17 protein-coding genes are annotated in these 20,446 nt (G+C 70.8%); 5 read left to right on the forward strand and 12 right to left on the reverse strand.

Annotated features, from left to right (window positions below; translation table 11 throughout):
- Position 1 precedes the first annotated feature (1 nt).
- Complete coding sequence (locus ACQPY4_RS28845) at positions 2-385, reverse strand: MerR family transcriptional regulator (RefSeq protein ID WP_433326056.1); 384 nt, start codon at positions 383-385, stop codon at positions 2-4.
- A 102-nt stretch (positions 386-487) separates the two neighbouring features.
- Here ACQPY4_RS28845 and ACQPY4_RS28850 point away from each other — a divergent pair, with 102 nt between their 5' ends.
- Positions 488-1,360, forward strand: coding sequence for an LLM class F420-dependent oxidoreductase (locus ACQPY4_RS28850; RefSeq protein WP_433326058.1), 873 nt, complete (start codon positions 488-490; stop codon positions 1,358-1,360).
- Between the two features lie 45 nt (positions 1,361-1,405).
- On the opposite strand, the gene ACQPY4_RS28855 is transcribed toward ACQPY4_RS28850, so the two are convergent.
- The gene (locus tag ACQPY4_RS28855) at positions 1,406-2,065 is read right to left on the reverse strand and encodes a DUF305 domain-containing protein (RefSeq protein ID WP_433326060.1); all 660 of its coding nucleotides are present in this window, start codon (positions 2,063-2,065) and stop codon (positions 1,406-1,408) included.
- A 244-nt stretch (positions 2,066-2,309) separates the two neighbouring features.
- Here ACQPY4_RS28855 and ACQPY4_RS28860 point away from each other — a divergent pair, with 244 nt between their 5' ends.
- On the forward strand, positions 2,310-3,662 hold the full coding sequence (locus tag ACQPY4_RS28860; protein WP_433326062.1) for an LVIVD repeat-containing protein: 1,353 nt from the start codon (positions 2,310-2,312) through the stop codon (positions 3,660-3,662).
- Positions 3,663-3,697: 35 nt separating this feature from the next.
- Here ACQPY4_RS28860 and ACQPY4_RS28865 read toward each other — a convergent pair whose 3' ends face one another.
- The 7 genes from ACQPY4_RS28865 to ppdK form a co-directional block, all read right to left on the reverse strand.
- Positions 3,698-4,606 carry a sigma-70 family RNA polymerase sigma factor gene (locus ACQPY4_RS28865; RefSeq protein WP_433326064.1) on the reverse strand — a complete coding sequence of 303 codons (909 nt, stop codon included), beginning with the start codon at positions 4,604-4,606 and terminating at the stop codon, positions 3,698-3,700.
- A gap of 13 nt (positions 4,607-4,619) precedes the next feature.
- Positions 4,620-5,081 carry a GtrA family protein gene (locus tag ACQPY4_RS28870; RefSeq protein ID WP_433326066.1) on the reverse strand — a complete coding sequence of 154 codons (462 nt, stop codon included), beginning with the start codon at positions 5,079-5,081 and terminating at the stop codon, positions 4,620-4,622.
- A gap of 58 nt (positions 5,082-5,139) precedes the next feature.
- Entirely contained in the window at positions 5,140-6,318 is a 1,179-nt protein-coding gene (locus tag ACQPY4_RS28875; RefSeq protein ID WP_433326068.1) for an MFS transporter, read from the reverse strand.
- 56 nt (positions 6,319-6,374) lie between these two features.
- The gene (locus ACQPY4_RS28880; protein ID WP_433326070.1) at positions 6,375-7,601 is read right to left on the reverse strand and encodes an NAD(P)/FAD-dependent oxidoreductase; all 1,227 of its coding nucleotides are present in this window, start codon (positions 7,599-7,601) and stop codon (positions 6,375-6,377) included.
- Between the two features lie 114 nt (positions 7,602-7,715).
- Positions 7,716-8,981: a deoxyguanosinetriphosphate triphosphohydrolase gene (locus ACQPY4_RS28885; protein WP_433326072.1), complete on the reverse strand. Its 1,266-nt coding sequence runs from the start codon at positions 8,979-8,981 to the stop codon at positions 7,716-7,718.
- Positions 8,982-9,011: 30 nt separating this feature from the next.
- Positions 9,012-9,791, reverse strand: a complete 780-nt coding sequence (locus tag ACQPY4_RS28890; RefSeq protein ID WP_433326074.1) for a YdcF family protein — start codon at positions 9,789-9,791, stop codon at positions 9,012-9,014.
- A gap of 124 nt (positions 9,792-9,915) precedes the next feature.
- Positions 9,916-12,582: a pyruvate, phosphate dikinase gene (gene ppdK, locus ACQPY4_RS28895; RefSeq protein ID WP_433326076.1), complete on the reverse strand. Its 2,667-nt coding sequence runs from the start codon at positions 12,580-12,582 to the stop codon at positions 9,916-9,918.
- Between the two features lie 334 nt (positions 12,583-12,916).
- Here ppdK and ACQPY4_RS28900 point away from each other — a divergent pair, with 334 nt between their 5' ends.
- Positions 12,917-14,794 (forward strand): glycoside hydrolase family 15 protein, encoded by a 1,878-nt coding sequence (locus ACQPY4_RS28900; protein ID WP_433339060.1) that lies wholly within the window; start codon positions 12,917-12,919, stop codon positions 14,792-14,794.
- Between the two features lie 36 nt (positions 14,795-14,830).
- Here ACQPY4_RS28900 and ACQPY4_RS28905 read toward each other — a convergent pair whose 3' ends face one another.
- From ACQPY4_RS28905 to ACQPY4_RS28915, 3 genes are all read right to left on the reverse strand, one after another.
- Entirely contained in the window at positions 14,831-15,058 is a 228-nt protein-coding gene (locus tag ACQPY4_RS28905; protein ID WP_433326078.1) for a hypothetical protein, read from the reverse strand.
- Positions 15,059-15,213: 155 nt separating this feature from the next.
- Positions 15,214-15,807: a hypothetical protein gene (locus ACQPY4_RS28910; RefSeq protein WP_433326080.1), complete on the reverse strand. Its 594-nt coding sequence runs from the start codon at positions 15,805-15,807 to the stop codon at positions 15,214-15,216.
- A gap of 86 nt (positions 15,808-15,893) precedes the next feature.
- Positions 15,894-17,612: a bifunctional metallophosphatase/5'-nucleotidase gene (locus ACQPY4_RS28915; RefSeq protein WP_433326082.1), complete on the reverse strand. Its 1,719-nt coding sequence runs from the start codon at positions 17,610-17,612 to the stop codon at positions 15,894-15,896.
- A 204-nt stretch (positions 17,613-17,816) separates the two neighbouring features.
- Here ACQPY4_RS28915 and ACQPY4_RS28920 point away from each other — a divergent pair, with 204 nt between their 5' ends.
- The gene (locus ACQPY4_RS28920) at positions 17,817-19,442 is read left to right on the forward strand and encodes an alkaline phosphatase D family protein (protein ID WP_433326084.1); all 1,626 of its coding nucleotides are present in this window, start codon (positions 17,817-17,819) and stop codon (positions 19,440-19,442) included.
- Positions 19,439-20,422: a discoidin domain-containing protein gene (locus ACQPY4_RS28925; RefSeq protein WP_433326086.1), complete on the forward strand. Its 984-nt coding sequence runs from the start codon at positions 19,439-19,441 to the stop codon at positions 20,420-20,422. Before ACQPY4_RS28920 ends, ACQPY4_RS28925 begins: the two co-directional genes overlap by 4 nt.
- Positions 20,423-20,446: the final 24 nt, after the last annotated feature.

Consider the following 20,446-nt stretch of genomic DNA (forward strand, 5'->3'; position numbering starts at 1 on the left):
CTCAGGCCGAGGCCGCGGCCCGCTCGGCGAGGAACTCGGCGTAGAAGCCGATCTTCCACTGCACCTGCTCCTGCTGCTCGCGCAGGCGCGCGATCCGCTGCTCGACGCGGCGGTCGTGCTCCTTGAGCAGCTCGAAGCGCGCCTCCAGCGTCGCGTCGCCCGCGCGGGCCAGCTCGGCGTAGCGGAGCATCTCGGCGATGGGCATGCCCGTCTCGCGCAGGCAGCGCAGCACGTGCAGCCACTGGAGGTCGTTCTCGCTGAAGCGGCGCCGCCCCGATGCGTTGCGCGCGATGTCCCAGAGCAACCCGATCTTCTCGTAATACCGCAGGGTGTCGATGCTGAAGCCGCTCTTCTCGGCGGTCTCCGCCGGGGAGTAAAGGGTCACCCTGCCACGATCCCACTCATGGTCGGTTTCCGTCAGTCCCCTTGACCTGGAGCGCGCTCCAGCTCGCAGGCTGGTGGTGACACCGACTGTGAAGGATCCCGTATGCGCATCGGACTTCAGATTCCGAGCTTCACCCACCCGGGCGGCCCCGAGAAGATCGCGGGCGAGTTCGCCCGCACCGCCCGCGAGGCCGACCAAGCCGGCCTGCACTCGCTCTGGGTGATGGACCACTTCTTCCAGATCCAGGTGGTGGGCCCCGCCGAGGAGCCCATGCTGGAGGCGTACTCGGCGCTGGCGTACGCGGCCGCGCTCACCGAGCGGATCACCCTCGGGACGATGGTGACCGGCGTGACGTACCGTCACCCGGGCATCCTGGTCAAGACGGTGACCACGCTGGACGTCCTGTCGGGCGGACGGGCGTGGCTGGGCATCGGCGCCGCGTGGAACGACGAGGAGTCCCGCGGCCTCGGCGTGCCCTTCCCGCCGCTCGCCGAGCGCTTCGAGCGGCTGGAGGAGACCCTGAGGATCGCCCACCAGATGTGGAAGGGCGACGAGAGCCCGTTCCGGGGCGAGCACTACACGCTCGAACGTCCGCTGAACTCGCCGCCGCCCGCACGCCGCCCGCATCCGCCGATCCTCATCGGCGGCATGGGCGAGAAGAAGACGCTGCGGTTCGTGGCCAAGTACGCCGACGCCACCAACATGTTCGACCGCGACGACCTGCCCCAGAAGCTGGACGTCCTGCGCGAGCACTGCGAGCGCGAGGGACGCGACTACGCCGCGATCGAGAAGACCGCGCTGGCGGTCGTCCCCGGCGCCCGGCCCTCGGCCGACCAGGCCGTCGACACGGCCGGGCGGCTGGCCGAGAAGGGCGTGGACCAGGTCATCTTCTCCCAGGCGACGGGCCAGGACCTCGCGGGCCTGCTCGGCGAGGCCCTGGCACAGACCGAGAAGATCGTCCCCGAGGGCCGCTGACCCCGCCGGACGCCGGGCGGCCCGCGTCGCCCGGCGTCCACCGGCTCACTTCTTCAGCAGCGCGCGCATGCGGTTGATCTCGGCCTGCTGGGTCGACTGGACGTCCCTGGCCATCTGCTGGACGGTGACGTCGGTGCCCTTGTCGACGACGTCCTTCACCATCGTCAGCGCGCCCTGGTGGTGGGTGATCATCAGGTTCAGGTAGAGCTTGTCGAAGTCGCCGCCGCGCGCCGCCTTCAGCTGGGTCATCTGCTGGGGCGTCGCCATCCCCGCCATGCCCGTGTGCGCGCTGGGGCTCGCCGACGGGCCGCCGTGCCCGCCGTGGCCCGTGGTCGGGGTCTTGACGTTCTGCTTCAGCCACGACTGCATGGCCGAGATCTCCACCGCCTGACCGGCGTCGATCCGGCGCGCCAGCGACTTGACCTGGGAGTCGGACGCCTGCCCCGGCGCCAGCGTCGACATCTCGATCGCCTGCTGGTGGTGCGGGATCATCATCTGCACGAACTTGATCTCCGCCGCCGTCGGGGGCGCGGTCTTGGTCGGCCCGGCCACCTTGGTCTGGTTCGGCTCCCCGGGCCTCCCCGGGACGATCACCGTCCTCTTGGGCCCCGCTTCGGGCTCCTTCTTGTCGTCCTGGCTGCATCCGGCCAGACCGGTGACGGCCACCGCCGCCATCATGATCGTCGCAGCGATCCGCTGTCGCATTCGCGTCCTCCCAGGCCAATCCGGTAGCCGGACCGTATCTACTACGCAGGTCAACGCAACAGAGCGTTAGATATCGAGAAGCTCACAAAAGTATTCAAAGCTGGCGAACCCCCCTGGAACCGTCCATAATCCGGGAGCATTGAACAGTGTTGACGGGGGCCTTAGCAAAGGAGCCAGGGTGGCGCCAGTTCTCAGACGTAGAACCAGACGCAAGACGCTGTTGGGGACGCTAGCGGGGGTCGCGATGGCTCTCTCCGCCGTGGTGGCGATGCCCGCCGCGGCCGATCCGATCCCGGGCAAGGACGAGATCGCCAAGAGCGCCAACATGCACCACCTGGCGAACATCCCCAAGCAGGGGCCGTTCGCCGGGCCGAGCGCCTTCGGCACCGACTGGGCGTTCCAGGGCAAGTACGCCTACGGCGGCAACTACGAAGGCTTCACGGTCTACGACGTCAGCCAGCCCAAGACGCCCAAGGTCGTCTCGGTGGTGTCCTGTCCGGGCGCCCAGAACGACATCTCGATCGCCGGGAACCTGCTGTTCCTGTCGACCGACCGCTCGATGAGCGACGACTCGTGCAAGGCCGTGGCCAAGCCGGCCACCGACAAGACGGCGTGGGAGGGCATCAAGATCTTTGATATCTCCGACCCCGCCAGCCCCAAGTACGTGAAGGCCGTCGAGACCAAGTGCGGCTCGCACACCAACACCCTTCTGCCGGGTAAGAAGACCTCGTACATCTACGTGTCCTCGTACTTCCCGGACGGCACCTTCCCCGACTGCCAGCCCCCGCACGACCTGCTGTCGGTCATCAAGGTCCCGATGAAGGACCCGGCCTCGGCGTCGCTCGCGGCCGAGCCGGTGGTCTTCCCGGACGGCGGCAACCCCGGTGACGGCCAGCCCTGGCCGAACGGCACCTACACCACCTCGGGCTGCCACGACCTGACCACCTACGCGGAGAAGAACCTCATGGCGGGCGCCTGCATGGGCGACGGCGTGCTGTTCGACATCTCCGACCCGCTCAAGCCGCGCACCATCACCAGCGTGCGCGACGACGAGAACTTCGCGTTCTGGCACTCGGCCACGTTCAACAACAAGGCCAACAAGATCGTCTTCACCGACGAGCTCGGCGGCGGATCCGCGGCCACCTGCAACGCCACCATCGGCCAGCAGAAGGGCGCCAACGCGATCTACGACATCGTCGGCAGCGGCGACAAGCGCAAGCTGCGCTTCCGCAGCTACTACAAGATCACCCGGCCCAACGCCGACACCGAGAACTGCGTCGCGCACAACGGCTCGCTGATCCCGGTCAAGGGCAAGGACATCATGGTCCAGGCCTGGTACCAGGGCGGCATCTCGGTGTGGGACTTCACCAACTCCCGCAAGCCGAAGGAGATCGGCTGGTTCGAGCGCGGCCCCTGGTCCGACACGCTCCAGCTCGGCGGCTCGTGGTCGGCGTACTACTACAACGGCTACATCTTCTCCAACGACATCCAGAAGGGTCTGGACGTCATCGACATCCGCGACAAGGCGACCGACGCCGGCAAGAAGGTCCGGATGAAGGAGCTCAACGCCCAGGCGCAGACGGACCTGTTCGACTGACGTCCTGAACGACCGGCTTCACCGTACGACCCGTTTCACCCGAGGGGCCCCGCGCAGTCGCGTGCGGGCCCCTCGGCCTTCGCCGCGACCGAGGCCAGCTTGGACGGGTTCAGCACCCGCCGGTAGGCGGTGACGCGGCCGGCCACGATCTCCAGGCTGTCGACCGAGTTGAGCCCCCGGTCGCCCATGACCACCAGACCGGGCTCGCCGTTCACCTCCGCGTCCGCCAGCCGCAGCCCGTACATCCCGCGCACCCGGACCAGCACCGCCGCGACCCGCTCCGCCCCGGCGATCACCTTGCGAGCGGCGAACAGTTCGCCGCCGCCGTCGGTGGTGTAGGTGGCGTCGGGGGCGAGCAGTTCCAGGAGCGCCTCGGCGTCGCCGTCCTCCTGGGCCCGGCGGAAGGCGGCGACGATCCGCTCGCGCTCGGCCCGCGTCCCACCGGCCTCCCGGGCGGGCCCCACCTTGCGGCGGGCCCGCGAGACCAGCTGGCGGGCGGCGTCGGGCGTCCGGCCGAGCACCTCGGCGATGCGCTCGTAGGGCACCTCGAACGCGCGGCGCAGCACGAACGCGACCCGCTCGGCCGGGGTCAGCTCCTCCATCAGCACCAGCATGGCGGTGCCGACCAGGTCGTCGACCAGCACCGGGCCCGCCGCGTCCGGCCCGGTCAGCAGCGGCTCGGGCAGCCAGGGACCCACGTAGTCGACCCTGCGGGCCCGCGCCGAGGTCAGCACGTCGTAGGCGCGGCGCGCGGCGACGGTGACCAGGAACGCCCGCAGGTCGCGGACGTCGTCGAGCGTCTCGCGCTGGGCGGCGCGCAGCCACACGTCCTGGACGATGTCGTCGGCGTCGGCCACGCTGCCGGTGATGCGGTAGGCCGCGCCGAACACCGCCGGACGGTGCCCGGCCCATTCGGCGTCCAGCCGGTCACGGGCGTCGCTCATGGAGCCGGCGACGTCACGCGGTCGCGGGGGTGAAGACCCACTTCTTGTACGACCAGTAGCGGAACGCCGAGGCGAACGCCAGGCCCACCAGGAGCCCCATGTTGTAGGCGAGACCGCCGTGCAGCCCCAGCGTGTAGTAGGTGAAGCCGGTGCACACCACCTGGATGAGCATGCCCACGCCGTTCAGGCCGAAGAAGACCGCGACCTCGCGGCCGGACCCGTCGCTGGCGGAACCGGCGAACGTCCAGTAGCGGTGGAGCAGGTAGGACGTCATGGTCGAGATCATGGTCGGGACGACCACGCTGAGGAGCGGGGAACCGCCGAGCCAGGTGCGCATCAGGTTGGCGCCGCCGATGGTGATCACCGTGCCGAGGAACCCGACGGTCCCGAAAGTGAGGAGTTCGCGCACGTATGTGCGGTAGTGCGGCGGGACCGGGTCCGTTCTGACCGGTCGGGGCCGCTGCAGGGTGCTCACTCGCCCAGACCTTACCGGAGTCGGACAAATGACGAGGGCGGGACCCGTCAAATCGTGATCAAGGAGCCGCGGTCCTGGCGGCCCCGGCGAAGAGCACGATCATCACCGCGAGCGCGGCCGGGACCGCCAGCGCCCAGGTCTGGCCGACGCCCTGGGCCACGAAACCGATCACCGGAGGGCCCGCGAGCAGGCCGAGGTACCCCACACCCGTCACCCGGGAGATGCCGTTGGCCGCCGGGACGCCCGGCAGGTTGCCCGCGGCGCTGAACGTGACCGGCGCGACAGGCGCGGCGCCGAGCCCGAAAAGCGTGAATCCCGCCACCGCCGCCGCCGGATGCTCCGCCAGGAGCCCGAGGGCCAGGCCCAACCCGGCGATCATCGAGCCCACGCGCAGCACCCGCACCGCGCCGAACCGTGCCACCACCCGGTCGCCCGCGAGCCGCCCGGCCGCCATCGCGATCGCGCAGCCCGCGTAGCCGAGGCCCGCGACGCCCGGGCCCGTGTCGAGGGTCTCGCGCAGGTACACCGCGCTCCAGTCGGCCATCGCGCCCTCGCCGACGAACGAGCACAGGCAGATGACCCCGAGCAGCACCAGAGTCCAGCGGCCGGCCTTGACGGCGGGGCCGCGGTCGACCGCGTCGACGGGCCGGGGCGCCGCGTCGACCGAGGGATCGAGCAGCCGGTGGCGGCAGGCCAGCAGCAGCGACACCATCACGACGGCGGCCACGCCGAAGTGCGCCGCCACCGGGACGTGGAGGTGCGCGGCGGCGGCCCCGGCCAGCGCGGCGACCAGGGTGCCGATGCTGTAGAACCCGTGCAGCCCCGACAGCAGCGGCCGCCCGTACTCGCGTTCCAGCGCCACGCCCTGGGCGTTCATGGCCACGTCCATCAGGCCCAGCGAGGCGCCCAGCGCGGCCAGGGACACGACCAGGATCGGCAGGTTCCACGCCAGGCCCAGCGGGACGAGCGACAGCGCCGAGGCCACCCCCGCGCCGATCGTGGTCGCCCGGCTGCCCCGGCTGCCGACCGTCCGCCCCGCGAGGCGCACCGCCACCGCGAGCCCCACCGGGGCGCCCAGCAGCGCGAGCCCGAGCTCGCCGTCGCTGAGCTCCAGCCGCTCCTTGATCTGCGGGATGCGCGCCACCCAGGCCGCGCTGAGCATGCCGTGCACGAGGAACGCCAGCGTGACCGCGCCACGGGCGCGCGACAGCTCGGGCTTGATCGCGTACGTCACCACTCAAGCGACTGTACGTGCCTTACCCCCGGCCGGGGCAAGCGCTTTCACACCCCCGTTCAGGCGAGATCGGCGAGGGGGACCTTCGGGTCGGCGAGGCGGCCTCGGTCGACCGTGGCGCCCGAGCGGATCAGGGCCTGGATGTCGCCGGTCACGTCCCAGATGTTGGCGTTCATGCCGCCGACGACCCGTCCGCCCGACACCCAGAACGCGATGAACTCCAGCGCGTCCACATCGCCCCGGAACACCACCTCGTCGTACTCGCCCGGCGAGGAGACGCCCGACAGCTCCATGCCCAGCTCGTACTGGTCGGAGAAGAAGTACGGCAGCCGGTCGTAGGTCACGTCCCGGCCGAGCATCGCCCGCGCGGCCGCCGGGCCGCCGTTGAGCGCGTTGGCCCAGTGCTCGACCCGGATCCGCTTGCCCAGGGCGGGGTTGAACGCGTTGGCCACGTCGCCGGCCGCGTAGACGTCCGGGTCGGAGGTGCGCAGCGACTGGTCGACCAGGACGCCGTCGGAGACCTCCAGGCCGGCCTCCTGGGCCAGCTCGGCGTTCGGGCGCGCCCCGATGCCGACGACCACCACGTCCGCCGGGATCTCCTGACCGCCCGAGGTCACCACGGCCGAGACCTGCCCGGCGCCCCAGAACCCCGCGACGCCCTGGTCGAACCGCAGGTCGACACCGTGCTTGCGGTGCAGGTCGGCGAAGAGACCGCCGACCTCGGGCCCCACCGACGCGTGCAGGGGCGTCGGCTCGGGCTCGATCAGCGTCACGTCGTTGGAGTACGTGCGGGCCGCCGCGGCCGTCTCCAGCCCGATCCAGCCGCCGCCCGCCACCACGACCCGGCGTCCCCCGTGGGAGAGCGCCTCACGCAGGGCGGCGGAGTCGGCCATCGTGCGCAGGTAGTGGATGCCCTGGAGCTTGGAACCCGGGACGTCCAGATGGCGCGGGGACGCCCCCGTCGCCAGCAGCACCTTGTCGTAGCCGACCCGCTCCCCCGTGCTCAGCCGCACCTGGTGGGCGTCGCGGTCGAGCGCGGTCACCGACACGCCCAGCCGCAGGTCGATCCGGTTGCGCTCGTACCAGTCGCCCTCGTGGACGTGGGCGTCCTCGCGCGGCTTGTCGCCCAGCAGGAACCCCTTGGACAGCGGCGGCCGCTCGTAGGGTCTCTCGATCTCCTCGCCGATCAGCAGGACCCGCCCCTCGAAGCCCTCCTCACGCAGCGTCTCGGCGGCCTTGGCACCGGCCAGGCTCGCTCCGACGATGACGAACGTCTCCTCGGGCATGGCGACCTCCTGTCGATCGGCACCGCGTAGGCACCCGCTTCTTGTATCCCTACAGGGCGGCCTCATTCGAGACAAGGGACACGCGAGGGCAGGATCGTCCTGACCTGGGGATCCTCACGCAGAGCGAGATCGTCCCTCACGCAGCGCGGTGTGCCGCTGGATCGCCGAGGTGTCGGTCAGCGAGGCGATCTGGTCGACCACGGCCCGCAACCGGGCCGCGTCGTCGCCCGCCTGGAGGAACGCCTCGCGGAACCCCGGGTCGAGGGTTCCGGGCGCACCACTCATGATCAGCTCGGCCAGCTCGGTGATCAGTTCGCGCTGGCGGGCCCGGATCGCCTCATGGCTGATCCACACGTAGTGCGCGGTGATCCCCTTGAGCAGGGCGCACTCCAGCCGCTGCGCGCGCGGGACGATCAGGTCGGCGGCGTACCGGGTCAGCGGCCGGTCGCCGTAGGCCGCGCGGGTGGCGTCCTCGGCGGCCAGGCAGAACCGGCCGATCAGCGTGCTGGTCAGGTTCTTCAGCGCGGCCAGCGTGCGGGGCGTCCCGTCGTAGCGGTCCGGCCAGTAGGGCTGGGCCAGCAGCGCGGCGAAGCTCTCGTCGAGCTCGTTCAGGTCGGCGTCGGCGCAGTACAGCTTGATCGTCGTCGCGGCGACCAGCCGGCGCTCGGCCGGATCGCCGAGCCGTCCGAAGTCGACGTGCCCGGCGACCAGGGCGTCCTCCAGGTCGTGGACGGAGTAGGCGACGTCGTCGCTCCAGTCCATGACCTGCGCCTCGAAGCAGGTCGTGCGGTCCTGGCCGTTGCCGCGCACCCACTCGGCCACGTCCGAATCGTCGTCATACACCCCGAATTTGCCGTTCACGGCCTCATTCTGGGGCCAGGGGTACTTCATCGCCGCGTCCAGGGCCGCGCGCGTGAGGTTGAGGCCCACGCTGCGGCCGTGCAGGGGCGGGCCCTCGGGGGCGAACGACTTGGGTTCGATGCGGGTCAGGATGCGCAGGCTCTGGGCGTTGCCCTCGAAGCCCCCGCAGTCGCGCGCGACGATGTCGAGCGCGGCCTCGCCGTTGTGCCCGAACGGCGGATGCCCGATGTCGTGCGACAGGCAGGCCGTCTCGACCAGGTCGGGGTCGCAGCCCAGGGCTTTGCCCAGCTCACGGCCGATCTGGGCGCATTCGAGGGAGTGCGTCAGCCGGGTGCGCAGGCTCTGCACGTTGTCGGCGCCGTCGGCGCCGGGCGAGGCGACCTGGGTCTTGGCCGCCAGGCGGCGGAGGGCGGCGCTGTGCAGAACCCTGGCCCGGTCGCGCTCGAACGCGGTGCGGTCACGGCGCTTGGGGGGTTCGGGCGCCCATCGCTCGCGGTCGCGTTCCGAATAGTCCTTCATCCCCACCAGGGTATTCGGGACTCGGAACCACTAACCGGTCTCCGTGTTACGAGGAGTGGTCTTGATGGTTTCGCTGGGTGCCTTGACGCTCTTCCCGAGCAGGACGTAGGACAGGTACCCGCCGGTCTCGCGGACGATGTACTTGAACTGGGTGTCGCGCGTCTGGACGCTCGGGCCGCTGCGGGTGGGCGAGGCCGCGGCCTTGATCCCGTTGTCCTCGGCCATCTTCTTGGAGCGCAGGCCGTGCCACGGGTCGGTGACGATGATCCCCGAGTTCCACTTCAGAGCCTTGAAGCGCGTCCCGACGGCCTTCATGCTCTCCAGGGTGTCGTTGCCGACCGGCACCGCGACGACCTTCGACTCGGGGACGCCGCCCCTCTGGATCAGCCAGCGGCGGCCGGAATCGGCCTCGGTGAAGTTGTCGCCCTTCTGCTTGCCGCCGACCGTGACGATCGCCGGGGCGAACCCCTTCTTGTAGAGGTTCAGGGCGTGCCTGAGGCGCCATTCGAGCGTCGGCGAGGGCTTGCCGTTGTACTGGGCCGCGCCGAGCACGATGATCGCGTCCGAGCGGGGCGTCTCGTTCTGGCGGGCCTGGTACCAGACCCGCCACGCCACCGTGAGGGGCGTGACGACCACGCTGGCGAGCAACCCGACGATGATCCCCACCGTGATCGCGAACTTCGCCGAGCGGCGTTTACGGGGCCGTCGGCCCTTTCGGCGCGGCTTTCCGCCACGCCCGCCGTCGGCGTCGTCTCGCTCGTCCGGCGGGTCCGGCGGCCCGGACTCCGGCAATCGCATCTCCACCGTCATCGCACTCGACACGCTAGTTGAGACGTCACGCGACCCGCCGGAGGTTCGGCGGTTTCCCGCCGATCTTGACCGGACGGAGATCGATTCCGTCCGGTCGAGATCGTCGAAAGCCCTGCACCGCGCCCTAGAGGGCCGCGCGTCCCGCCTCCAGTCTGGCGACCGGGACGCGGAAGGGCGAGCAGGAGACGTAGTCCAATCCGACCTCGTGGCAGAAGTGCACCGAGTCGGGGTCGCCCCCGTGCTCGCCGCAGATGCCCAGCTTCAGGCCAGGACGGGTCTTGCGGCCCTCCTCGGCGGCGATGCGCACCAGCCGTCCCACGCCCTCGCGGTCGAGCGTCTCGAAGGGCGAGACGCCGAAGATGCCGAGATCGAGGTAGCGGGAGAAGAACGCCGCCTCGACGTCGTCGCGCGAGAAGCCCCAGGTGGTCTGGGTCAGGTCGTTGGTGCCGAAGGAGAAGAACTCGGCCGCCTCGGCGATCTGCCCGGCCGTCAGCGCGGCCCTCGGCAGCTCGATCATGGTGCCGATCAGGGCCGGGACGTCGACGCCTGTGGCCTCGGCGACCTGCGCCAGGATGCCCCGGGCCTCCTCGCGGATGGCCTCCAGTTCCTGGACGGCGCCCACCAGCGGGATCATGATCTCGGGCCGCGGGTCGCCGCCCGCGTCCCGCCGGGCCGCCGCGGCCTCGGCGATCGCGCGCACCTGCATCGAGAACAGGCCGGGAATCACCAAACCCAGCCGCACGCCGCGCAGTCCGAGCATAGGGTTCTGCTCGTGCAGTCGGTGGACGGCCTCGAGCAGCCTCCGGTCCTGGGGGTCGGCTCCGTCACCGGCCAGGGCCACCTTGACCGACAGCTCGGTCAGGTCGGGAAGGAACTCGTGCAGGGGCGGATCGATCAGCCGGATCGTGACCGGCAGGCCGTCCATGGCCTCGAAGATGCCCTCGAAGTCGGCCTTCTGGAGCGGCTCCAGGGCGTCCAGCGCCGACTGCCGCTCCTCGGCGTTCTCGGCGAGGATGAGCTTCTCCACCAGCTGGCGCCGGTCGCCGAGGAACATGTGCTCGGTGCGGCACAGCCCGATGCCCTGGGCGCCGAAGCGGCGGGCCCTGGCGGCGTCCTCGGGGTTGTCGGCGTTGGCGCGCACGGCCATCCGGGCCCGGGCGTCGGCGTGCCGCATGATCCGGTCGACGGCGGTGACCAGCTCGTCGCCGTCGCCCGCCGTGGCGGCGCCCTCGAAGTAGCGGACGACGGGCGAGTCCTTGACCGGGACCTCGCCGAGGAAGACGTCGCCGGTCGAGCCGTCGATGGAGATGACGTCGCCCTCGTTGACGACGACGTCGCCGGGGGCGGTGAAGGTGCGGCCCTTGACGTCCACCTCCAGCTCCTCGGCGCCGCAGACGCATACCTTGCCCATGCCGCGCGCCACCACGGCGGCGTGCGAGGTCTTGCCGCCGCGCGAGGTCAGGACGCCCTGGGCGGCGACCATGCCGGACAGGTCGTCGGGGTTGGTCTCGCGGCGGACCAGGATGACGTCCTCGCCCCGGGCGGCCAGCTCGACGGCCCGTGGAGAGGAGAACACGACCTTGCCGACGGCCGCGCCCGGCGAGGCGTTCATGCCCTTGGTGAGGCGGGTCGTCCCGTCGGTCCTGTCGCCGTCGAAGCGGGGGAACATCAGCTGGGCGAGCTGGTCGCCGGTGACGCGGCGGGCGGCCTCGTCGGCGTCGATGAGCCCCTGGTCGAGCAGCTGGCAGGCGATGCGGAACGCGGCGGCGGCGGTGCGCTTGCCGACGCGGGTCTGGAGCATCCACAGCTTGCCGCGCTCGATGGTGAACTCGATGTCGCACATGTCGCGGTAGTGGTTCTCCAGCTTCTCCATGATCTGGAGAAGCTGGTCGTAGGACGCCTTGTCGATGCGTTCGAGCTCGGTGAGGGCGACGGTGTTGCGGATGCCGGCGACGACGTCCTCGCCCTGGGCGTTCTGCAGGTAGTCGCCATAGATGCCCTGCTGGCCGGACGCGGGGTCGCGGGTGAAGGCCACGCCGGTGCCCGAGTCGAGCCCGAGGTTGCCGAACACCATCGAGCAGATGTTGACGGCCGTGCCGAGGTCGGTCGGGATGCGCTCCTGGCGCCGGTACAGGATCGCCCTCGGGGCGTTCCACGAGTCGAAGACGGCCTTGACGGCCAGGTCCATCTGCTCGCGGGGGTCGCCGGGGAACTCGCGTCCGGCGTGCTCGCGGACGATGTCCTTGAACGTGGCGACCAGCGCGCGGAAGTCGGCGGCCTCCAGGTCGGCGTCGTCCTTGGTGCCCTTGGCCTCCTTGGCGGCCTCGAGGGCGTCCTCGAACAGGTCGCCGTCCAGGTCGAGCACCGTCTTGCCGAACATCTGGATCAGGCGGCGGTAGGAGTCCCACGCGAACCGCTCGGAGCCCGACTGGGTCGCCAGGCCCGCGACGGACTCGTCGTTCAGGCCGATGTTGAGGACGGTCTCCATCATGCCCGGCATGCTGAACCTGGCGCCGGACCGCACGCTGACCAGCAGCGGGTCGTCCGCCTGGCCCAGGCGCTTGCCCATCTCGCGTTCGAGCGCCGCCAGATGCTCGTCGACCTCGGCCGCGAGCCCTTCGGGAACGGTCCCGTGCTCAAGGTAGTGACGGCAGGCCTCAGTGCTGATCGTGAACCCGGGAGGCACCGGCAGGCCGAGATTGGTCATCTCGGCCAGGTTGGCGCCCTTGCCGCCCAGCAGGTCCTTGAGGTCCTTGTTTCCCTCTGTGAAGTCGAACACGAACTTCGGCACGGGGAGCTCCTTCTCGCTCCGGTTCCACCCATGGACAGGACGGCCGGGTCTCCCCCACCCGGTGGACGCCGTGCGGCGTTCACCCTGGCAGTGGCAGCCCGATGCCCTGCGTTGCCGGGACTGTACCCGCGAAAGCGGCGGTCGCCCGTCGCCCACCCGGCGGCTGCAAGTTTCAGCAGGTCAGACCACCTGCACTGGTCTATTCCAATAAGGACATTCCAGACACAACACCGGAGACACCCGTTGGTCACGACTGCGAAACCCCGGTGTTACATGGCGTACCCATTGCGATCGAGAGGGAATGATGGAGCCAGGAGGTGAGGTTGTGAGGCCTATGGTCGCCGGAGGCCGGGCGGGAGATCCGTTCGCCCCGATCGCCGATTTCGGGTTCCTGTCCGACTGTGAGACGACCGCGCTGGTCGCTCCCAGCGGGAACATCGAATGGATGTGCCTGCCCAAGATGGACTCGCCCAGCGTTTTCGGGTCCATCCTGGACCGGGACGCCGGGTATTTCCGGCTCGGGCCCGCGGGCGTGGAGGTGCCCGCCGCCCAGCGGTACATCCCGGGCACGATGGTCATGGAGACCACCTGGTGGGTGCACGGCGGCTGGCTGGTGGTGACCGACGCTCTGCTGATGGGGCCCTGGCACCACGAGACCGAGCGGTCCCACACCCATCGGCGGGCCCCCACCGACTACGACGCCGACCATGTGCTGCTGCGCATGGTCCGCTGTGTGAACGGCCAGGTCCAGGTGCGCCTCGACTGCATGCCGGTGTTCGACTACGGCCAGACCCCGGCCCGGTGGGAGCACACCGGCGTCGGCTACCACGAGGCCGTCGCGCGCGGCAACGGGATCAACCTGCGCCTGACCACCGACATGAACGTCGGCTTCGAGGGCTCGCTGGCCACGTCCCGCACCCTGCTCAAGCAGGGCGACGCCCGCTTCGTGGCGCTGTCGTGGAGCGAGCACGCTCCCCCGGCCACCTACGAGGACGCCCAGGAGCGCCTGGTCTGGACGGTGCACCACTGGCAGCACTGGCTCGACCGGGGCGAGTTCCCCGACCACCCGTGGCGCAGCCACCTACAGCGCAGCGCCCTCACCCTCAAGGGCCTGACCTACGCCCCCACGGGCGCCGTGGCCGCCGCGGCCACGACGTCCCTCCCGGAGACCCCGGGCGGCGACCGCAACTGGGACTACCGCTACACCTGGATCCGCGACTCCACGATGGCTCTGTGGGCCTTCTACACCCTCGGGTACGACTGGGAGGCCAACGACTTCTTCTACTTCATCACCGACGTCGCCGAGGCGTCCGAGGGCAAGCTGCAGATCATGTACGGCCTCGACGGCCGCGAGGAGCTGCCCGAGTCGACGCTCGACCACCTGTCGGGGTACGACGGCGCGCGTCCCGTCCGCATCGGCAACGAGGCCTACATGCAGGCCCAGCACGACGTCTGGGGCGCGATCATCGGTTCGATCTACCTGTTCGTGCGCAAGCGCGACCGGCTCGACGACCGGCTCTGGAAGATCGTGGTCAAGCAGGTCGAGGACGCGCTCGACAACTGGCGCCAGCCCGACTGCGGCATGTGGGAGGTCCGCGGCGAGCCGCAGCACTTCACCTCGTCCAAGGTGTTCTGCTGGGTGGCCGCCGACCGCGGCGCCCGCCTGGCCCGCATCCGCGGCGACAACGAGCGGGCCCAGCGCTGGCAGGACGCGGCCGACGAGATCCACGCGAACGTCCTGGCCAACGCCCTGGACGAGCGCGGCGTCTTCACCGCCCACTACGGCGCCCCCGCCCTGGACGCCTCAGCCCTGCTGATCCCGCTCCTGGGCTTCCTGCCGGCCGACGACAAACGCGTCCGCGAAACCGTCCTGGCCATCGCCGACGAACTGTCCGAGGACGACCTCGTCCTGCGCTACCGCCCCAACGAGACCGACGACGGCTTCGCCTCCGACGAGGGAACCTTCACCATCTGCTCGTTCTGGCTGGTCAGCGCCCTGGTCATGGTCGGCGAACTCGACCGTGCCCGAGCCCTCTGCGAAAAGCTCCTGAGCTACGCCAGCCCGCTCCAGCTCTACGCCGAGGAGATCGACCCCCACTCGGGCCGCCACCTGGGCAACTTCCCCCAGGCCTTCACCCACCTGGCCCTGATCAACGCCGTAATGCAAGTAATCCGAGCCGAACACGACCAACGCCAACCCCCACTGGCGTGAAGCCCGGGCGGGCGGCCCGAGGCCGCCCGCCCTCGTTCACCTGCCGAAGGTCAGGTCGGTGAGGCCGACCGCGCCCCGCCCGGTGAAGTGGAGGGTGACCGAGCGGACGGCGCGCAGGTCGACACCGCCGAACGCCCCGAGCGGCCCCCGCACCTGGTGCAGGAGGAAGTTGGTCGAGCCGTGGCCGGTGGGCACGGGGTAGTTCAGGGCCGGGCCGGACGCGGTCACCGTGGCATTCCTTCCCGTGCCGTCGGTCAGGGTCACGGCGAGCTTCTGGGGGCGTCCCGGTGGGTTGAGCGGGTCGGTGGGGTCGACTCCGGTGCGGAAGGCGAGGGTTCGGAAACCCGAGACGTCTCCCTTGGCCTTGGGGATGTGGTTCGTCCAGGCGGCCGGCTTGTTCCAGGTGACGCGCAGGATGCTCAGGCCGGGCTTGTCGCCGTTCCAGCGGTGCGGTTCGTAGGTGTCGGCGCGGTCGGCGTGGAGGCAACTGGGGCGCTGGCGGGGGCCGCCGCACAGCAGGCCGGATGCTCCGGTGAGCGTGACCGCGCCGCCCAGGGCGTTTCGTCGGTGGTCGTGTGGCGGCCCTCGTCGTAGTAGTGGACGCCCGGCTGGTCGCTGAGGTCGCCGTCACATTGCGGCAGGACGACTGCCAGGGGGACGTCTGTCACCAGGGGCCGGTGGTGGTTCGTTGAAGCGAGCGGCATGACGGCCCGGACGCCGAAAGGCCCTTTCTGGGCGGCGTTGATCTGGACATGGCGCAGGACGCCCTCGCCGCCGCGTGAGTGGCCCATCGTGCCGATCCGGGTGAAGTCGATCGCGTTCCGGAAGCGCTGTCCGAAGGGTGTGCCGCCCCGGGTCACCCACGTGCGCCAGAGTTCCAGGTGCTTCTGGACGAGCAGGCCGCGTCCGGTCATGCCCGCCGGGTCGAGGCGGTCGGCCTGGTTGATGCCGTTCGCGCTGATGCAGCCTGCCGCGAGGAGCAGCGCGACGGCGAAGACCCGGTGTACCGCCATCGTGTTTCTCCCCAGACCGGTTTCAGCGACGCGGCCAGCCTGCCGGGGCGCCGCTGAAACCGGCCTGAACGATCCTGAAGGCGGTTTCAGCCCTGGACGCGGTCGAGCGGGGCTGGGCTGATGGTTCCGTGCTGCTTGAGGTAGGCGATGAACGCCTCGTGGTCGGGGAGCTCGTTGCGGTGGGCGGCGGTGAAGCCGGCGAAGGCCGGGTAGCCGTCGGCGCCGATGAGCGTGTAGGCGAGGGCGGCCAGGCGGTAGGTCTTGGACGGGTCCAGGGGCCTTCCGTTGACGGCCACGTCCTTGGGGTCGACGCGGTCGCCTTCGGGGCGGGTGGCGTCGTAGCGGTAGCGGACGTTCTTGGAGACGGCGAGGGGCGCGAACTTGCCGCCCTGCCACTGTTGTTCGAGGGCCTGGTGGATCTGCTCGCCCGTCACCGAGACGGTGAGGATCGGGTTGCCGTAGCCGTAGGCGTTCCAGGCCTCGCCGAAGGTGACGCGGCCGTCGGCGTCGCCGGGGTCGGTGCCCTTGGCTGCGGGCAGGTCGCGGCGGAGGGCGGTGGAGCCCTTGAGCGGCTTGGTGGCGATCAGGGCGAGGTCGGCGCGGCCCGCGCGGGAACGGGAGGCCGTCCAGTACTGGACGTCGGCCGCCAGGTCGCCCAGCGTGCTCTCACCGTGGGCGTTCTGGACGCGGGTGAAGTCGCCGGTCTGGGCGGCGACGGGTTCGGCGGCGCGGCGCTGGCCCCGGGCCTTCCAGTAGTCGGCGATCTTCTGCAGGCGGGGGTCGGGCGCGATGTCGCGGGTCACCGGGTGGTTGCGCGCGCGGGTGCCCGAGCGGATGACCTCGCGGGTGCGCGGGTCGATCCGGAGCCCGATCTCGCTGATGACCGTCCCGTGGTTGAGGCCCTCGATGACCGGACGGGGGTCGCCCGCCGGGTCGGGGACGGTGCAGTTGAACCCGGCGTGCCAGTGGCCGGTGAAGATCGCGTCGATGTCCGGGGTGGCCCGGCGGGCGAAGTCGATGGCCGGGCCGGTGGGGTTCTTGCATCCGTCGAACCCGGCGCCGTCGGCCGAGGCGCCGTCGTGGACGTTGGCGACGATGGCCTTGACGCCGCGGCGCTTCAGCTCGGCCGCGTAGCGGTTCGCCGTCTCCACGAGCGGGAGGGCGCGCAGTCCGGGCTGGTAGGACGTGGAGCCCACCGGGGTGTCGGGCACCGTGAGGTTGATGAAGCCGATCTTGACGCCGCCGACGCGCTCGATGTTGTAGGGCTTCAGGATCGTCCGGCCGGAGCGGGCGTCGACGATGTTGGCGCTGTAGAAGGGGAACTTCGCGCCCCGGAAGCGGCGGCCGGTGGAGTCGGTGAAGCAGCTGTCGACGTCGATCCTCCCGAAGCAGCGGCCCTTCATCATGTGGCCCTTGAGGAACTCGGGTGAGACGTCGAGCTCGTGGTTTCCGGTGGTGGAGAACTTGACGCCGAGCGCGTTCAGCACCTCGATGGTGGGCTCGTCCTGGAAGGCGTCCACCTCGAAGGGCCAGCCGCTGAAGTTGTCGCCCACCGAGAACAGGATCGAGTTCTTTGTGGCCAGGCGCTTGAGATGGGCGGCGTTGTAGGCGGCTCCGCCGACCTTGACCCTGGTGCCGTCGGGCAGCGTGAGCTGGTCGTTGCCCACCTGCATGTAGCCGTGGAAGTCGGTGATCGACAGGAGCTGCACGTCGATCGGCTCCGCGGCCCGGGCGGGAGCGGCCAGGCCGGCCGTCGCTGCGATGGCGGCGAGCGCCGCCCCCGCGCGCAGGGAAACTTTGGACACGAACGTGCCTTTCCGTCGCATTTCTGGTGATCACCGGAAGATCATCAGGCGCGGATGGACGGACGGCGGAGCGCAGGTCTTGCCTGGGTGAACGCTTCGGGGGCGTTCTTCACCGTGACGTCATGTAATGGTCCGGTGGCGGCTTTGCTAGCCTCATGCGGGGTCACTCCAATCCTCCTGTTCCCTCATATCGGGAGGATTCGGATGGAAGACCCCGAACTTCGGGCTGGAGCGCTCCACTACGCTCGCCACACCCGCCGCCGCTTCCTCGCCCTGTCTGGTGCGGCCATGACGCTGGCCATGACCACACGCGTGGCGGACGCCGGCACCAGGACCGCCCCCGTCACCAGGACGCCCGACTACCCGTTCGCGCTCGGCATCGCCTCGGGCGAGCCGCTGGCCGACGGCGTCCTGCTGTGGACGCGCCTGGCCCCCCGCCCGCTCGACCCCCGCGCGGGCATGGACGACCGCCGCCACCGCGTGGCCTGGGAGGTCGCCGAGGACGAGGGGTTCCGCCGCGTCGTGCGGCGCGGTGAGGCCGTGGCCGCCCCGGAGTACGCCCACTCGGTGCACGCCGACGTCCGGGGCCTGCGGCCCGGCCGGGACTACTTCTACCGGTTCCGGGCGGGCGGGGAACTGAGCCCGGTCGGACGCACCCGCACCGCCCCCGACCCCCGCGCGCGCTTGGAACGCATGACGTTCGCCTTCGCGTCCTGCCAGGCGTGGCAGGACGGCTACTTCCCCGGCTACCGCCACATGACCGACGAGAACCTCGACTTGGTCGTGCACCTGGGCGACTACCTCTACGAGGGCGGCATCCCCGCCAACGGGGGCGTGCGCAACACCGCCATCCACGACGGGCTGCGCTTCCGCTGCGACACCCTGGACCGGTACCGGTTGCAGTTCGCCCTCTACAAGTCCGACCCCGACCTCCAGGCCGCCCACGCCCACGCGCCCTGGCTCGTGACCTGGGACGACCACGAGGTCATCAACAACTACGCCGGGTCCGTCGCCGACGAGAGCACCGACAGCGTCGCGGCGTTCCTGGTCTGGCGCGCCAACGCCTACCGCGCGTTCTGGGAGAACCAGCCGCTGCGCCGTCCGCAGGAGCCCGTCGGCCCGGACATGCGGCTCTACCGCCGCGTCGCCTACGGCGACCTGGTCGAGTTCGACGTGCTGGACGGCCGCCAGTACCGCTCCGACCAGGCCTGCGGCGACGGCTCCAAGGTCGACTGCGCCGCCCGGCTCGACCCCGCGCGCACCATGCTCGGCTTCGACCAGGAGAAGTGGCTGATCGACGGGCTGGCCGCGTCGAAGGCCCGCTGGAAGGTGCTGGCCAACCAGGTCGTCATCGCGCAGGACGACTTCGACACCAACCCCGACACCCAGACGTTCTCGATGGACTTCTGGGACGGCTACAAGGCGTCCCGCGACCGCCTCTTCAAGGGAATCGCCGACCGGAACGTGAACGACGTCGTGGTCATCACCGGCGACGCGCACCGCGCCCAGGCCGCCGACCTGAAGCTGAACTTCGACGACCCGTCGTCCCGCACCATCGGCTCGGAGTTCCTCGGGACCTCGATCAGCAGCGGCGGCGACGGCTCGCCCGTCGGCGGGCTGCCCCCGGGTGGCACCGACCCCGCCAACCCGCACATCAGGTTCCAGAACAACCAGCGCGGCTACGTGAGCTGCACGCTCACGCCCAAGGAGTACCGCGCCGACTACCGCGTCACGCCGGTGGTGAGCCGTCCGGGCTCGCCGGTGGAGACCAAGGCCAGGTTCGTGATCGAGAGCGGCCGTCCCGGGCTGCGGGTGGAGGGCACACGATGAGCCGGCGCCGGAACCTCGCCCTCGGAGCCGCGGCCGTGGCGTGCGCGGTGGTCGCGTTCCCGCTGGCCGCGACCGGATCGTCCAGCGGCCCCCGCAAGGACCCCAAGCCCACCTGGACGCCCGGCACGCTCGCCTACCCGCCGCCCCCGGAGAACCCGCAACTGGCGACCATTCACAAACTGGAGGCCCGCAGCCTCTCGGCCGCCGCGCGCGGCAAGGTCACCCCGACCGCCGACCGCACCCGGCTGACCGCCGTGAAGGCGTCCGAGGCGCGCTGCCGCAGCGCGTGGATCACGATCGGCGTCCGCAACGCCTCCGCCAAGGCCGCCTACAGCGACCTCACCGCCGACGCGGGGCCCCTGAAGGTGTCGCGCCCGGTGTTCTCCACCTACGTGCCCGCCTCCTACGAGGCCCGGGTGCAGGTCAAGGTCGCGGTGCCGGACGCCGTCGCGCCCGGGGAGCAGCGCCTGCGGCTGAGCGTCGGCCGCGAGCGGCTGACCGTCCCGGTGACGGTCGCGGCCCCCGGGCCGGGCCTGGACAACCTGGCGTGCGGGCGCCGCGCGACGGCCTCGTCCCAGGACGCGTCCGGCCGCTACCCGGCGGCGAGCGTGACCGACGGCGACACCAACGGCGAGACGTTCGGCGTCGGCAACGGCTGGAACGACGCCACGGCGTACAAGTGGCCCGACACGCTCGACGTCGAGCTCGGGAAGGCCCGCCGGATCGGGCGGGTCGTCCTGCACACGCTCGGCAGCAACCGCTACGCGGTCGGCAAGTACGGCCTGCGCGACTGGGACGTCCAGGTCCGCGCGAACGGCTCCTGGACGACGGTCGCCCGCACCCGGGGGAACGCCTCGGTCCGCGTGGAGCAGTCGTTCGCGCCGGTGACGGGGGACGCCGTCCGGATCGTCTGCCTCGGCTCCAACGACAACCGCTTCAGCCGCGTCATCGAGCTGGAGGCGTTCGCGCCGAAGTCCTGAGACCACGGGGCGGAGGGCACCAGC

This window comes from Spirillospora sp. CA-294931, assembly GCF_050946795.1.
In the GTDB taxonomy this organism is placed as follows: domain Bacteria; phylum Actinomycetota; class Actinomycetes; order Streptosporangiales; family Streptosporangiaceae; genus Spirillospora.

What these genes read in the sequence shown, in the direction of transcription:
- ACQPY4_RS28850 (WP_433326058.1), top strand. Translation starts at nt 488, where the DNA reads ATGCGCATCGGACTTCAGATTCCGAGCTTCACCCACCCGGGCGGCCCC.
- ACQPY4_RS28855 (WP_433326060.1), bottom strand. Translation starts at nt 2,065, where the DNA reads ATGCGACAGCGGATCGCTGCGACGATCATGATGGCGGCGGTGGCCGTC.
- ACQPY4_RS28860 (WP_433326062.1), top strand. Translation starts at nt 2,310, where the DNA reads ATGGCTCTCTCCGCCGTGGTGGCGATGCCCGCCGCGGCCGATCCGATC.
- ACQPY4_RS28865 (WP_433326064.1), bottom strand. Translation starts at nt 4,606, where the DNA reads ATGAGCGACGCCCGTGACCGGCTGGACGCCGAATGGGCCGGGCACCGT.
- ACQPY4_RS28880 (WP_433326070.1), bottom strand. Translation starts at nt 7,601, where the DNA reads ATGCCCGAGGAGACGTTCGTCATCGTCGGAGCGAGCCTGGCCGGTGCC.
- ACQPY4_RS28885 (WP_433326072.1), bottom strand. Translation starts at nt 8,981, where the DNA reads ATGAAGGACTATTCGGAACGCGACCGCGAGCGATGGGCGCCCGAACCC.
- ACQPY4_RS28890 (WP_433326074.1), bottom strand. Translation starts at nt 9,791, where the DNA reads ATGACGGTGGAGATGCGATTGCCGGAGTCCGGGCCGCCGGACCCGCCG.
- ACQPY4_RS28900 (WP_433339060.1), top strand. Translation starts at nt 12,917, where the DNA reads ATGGTCGCCGGAGGCCGGGCGGGAGATCCGTTCGCCCCGATCGCCGAT.
- ACQPY4_RS28910 (WP_433326080.1), bottom strand. Translation starts at nt 15,807, where the DNA reads ATGGCGGTACACCGGGTCTTCGCCGTCGCGCTGCTCCTCGCGGCAGGC.
- ACQPY4_RS28920 (WP_433326084.1), top strand. Translation starts at nt 17,817, where the DNA reads ATGGAAGACCCCGAACTTCGGGCTGGAGCGCTCCACTACGCTCGCCAC.
- ACQPY4_RS28925 (WP_433326086.1), top strand. Translation starts at nt 19,439, where the DNA reads ATGAGCCGGCGCCGGAACCTCGCCCTCGGAGCCGCGGCCGTGGCGTGC.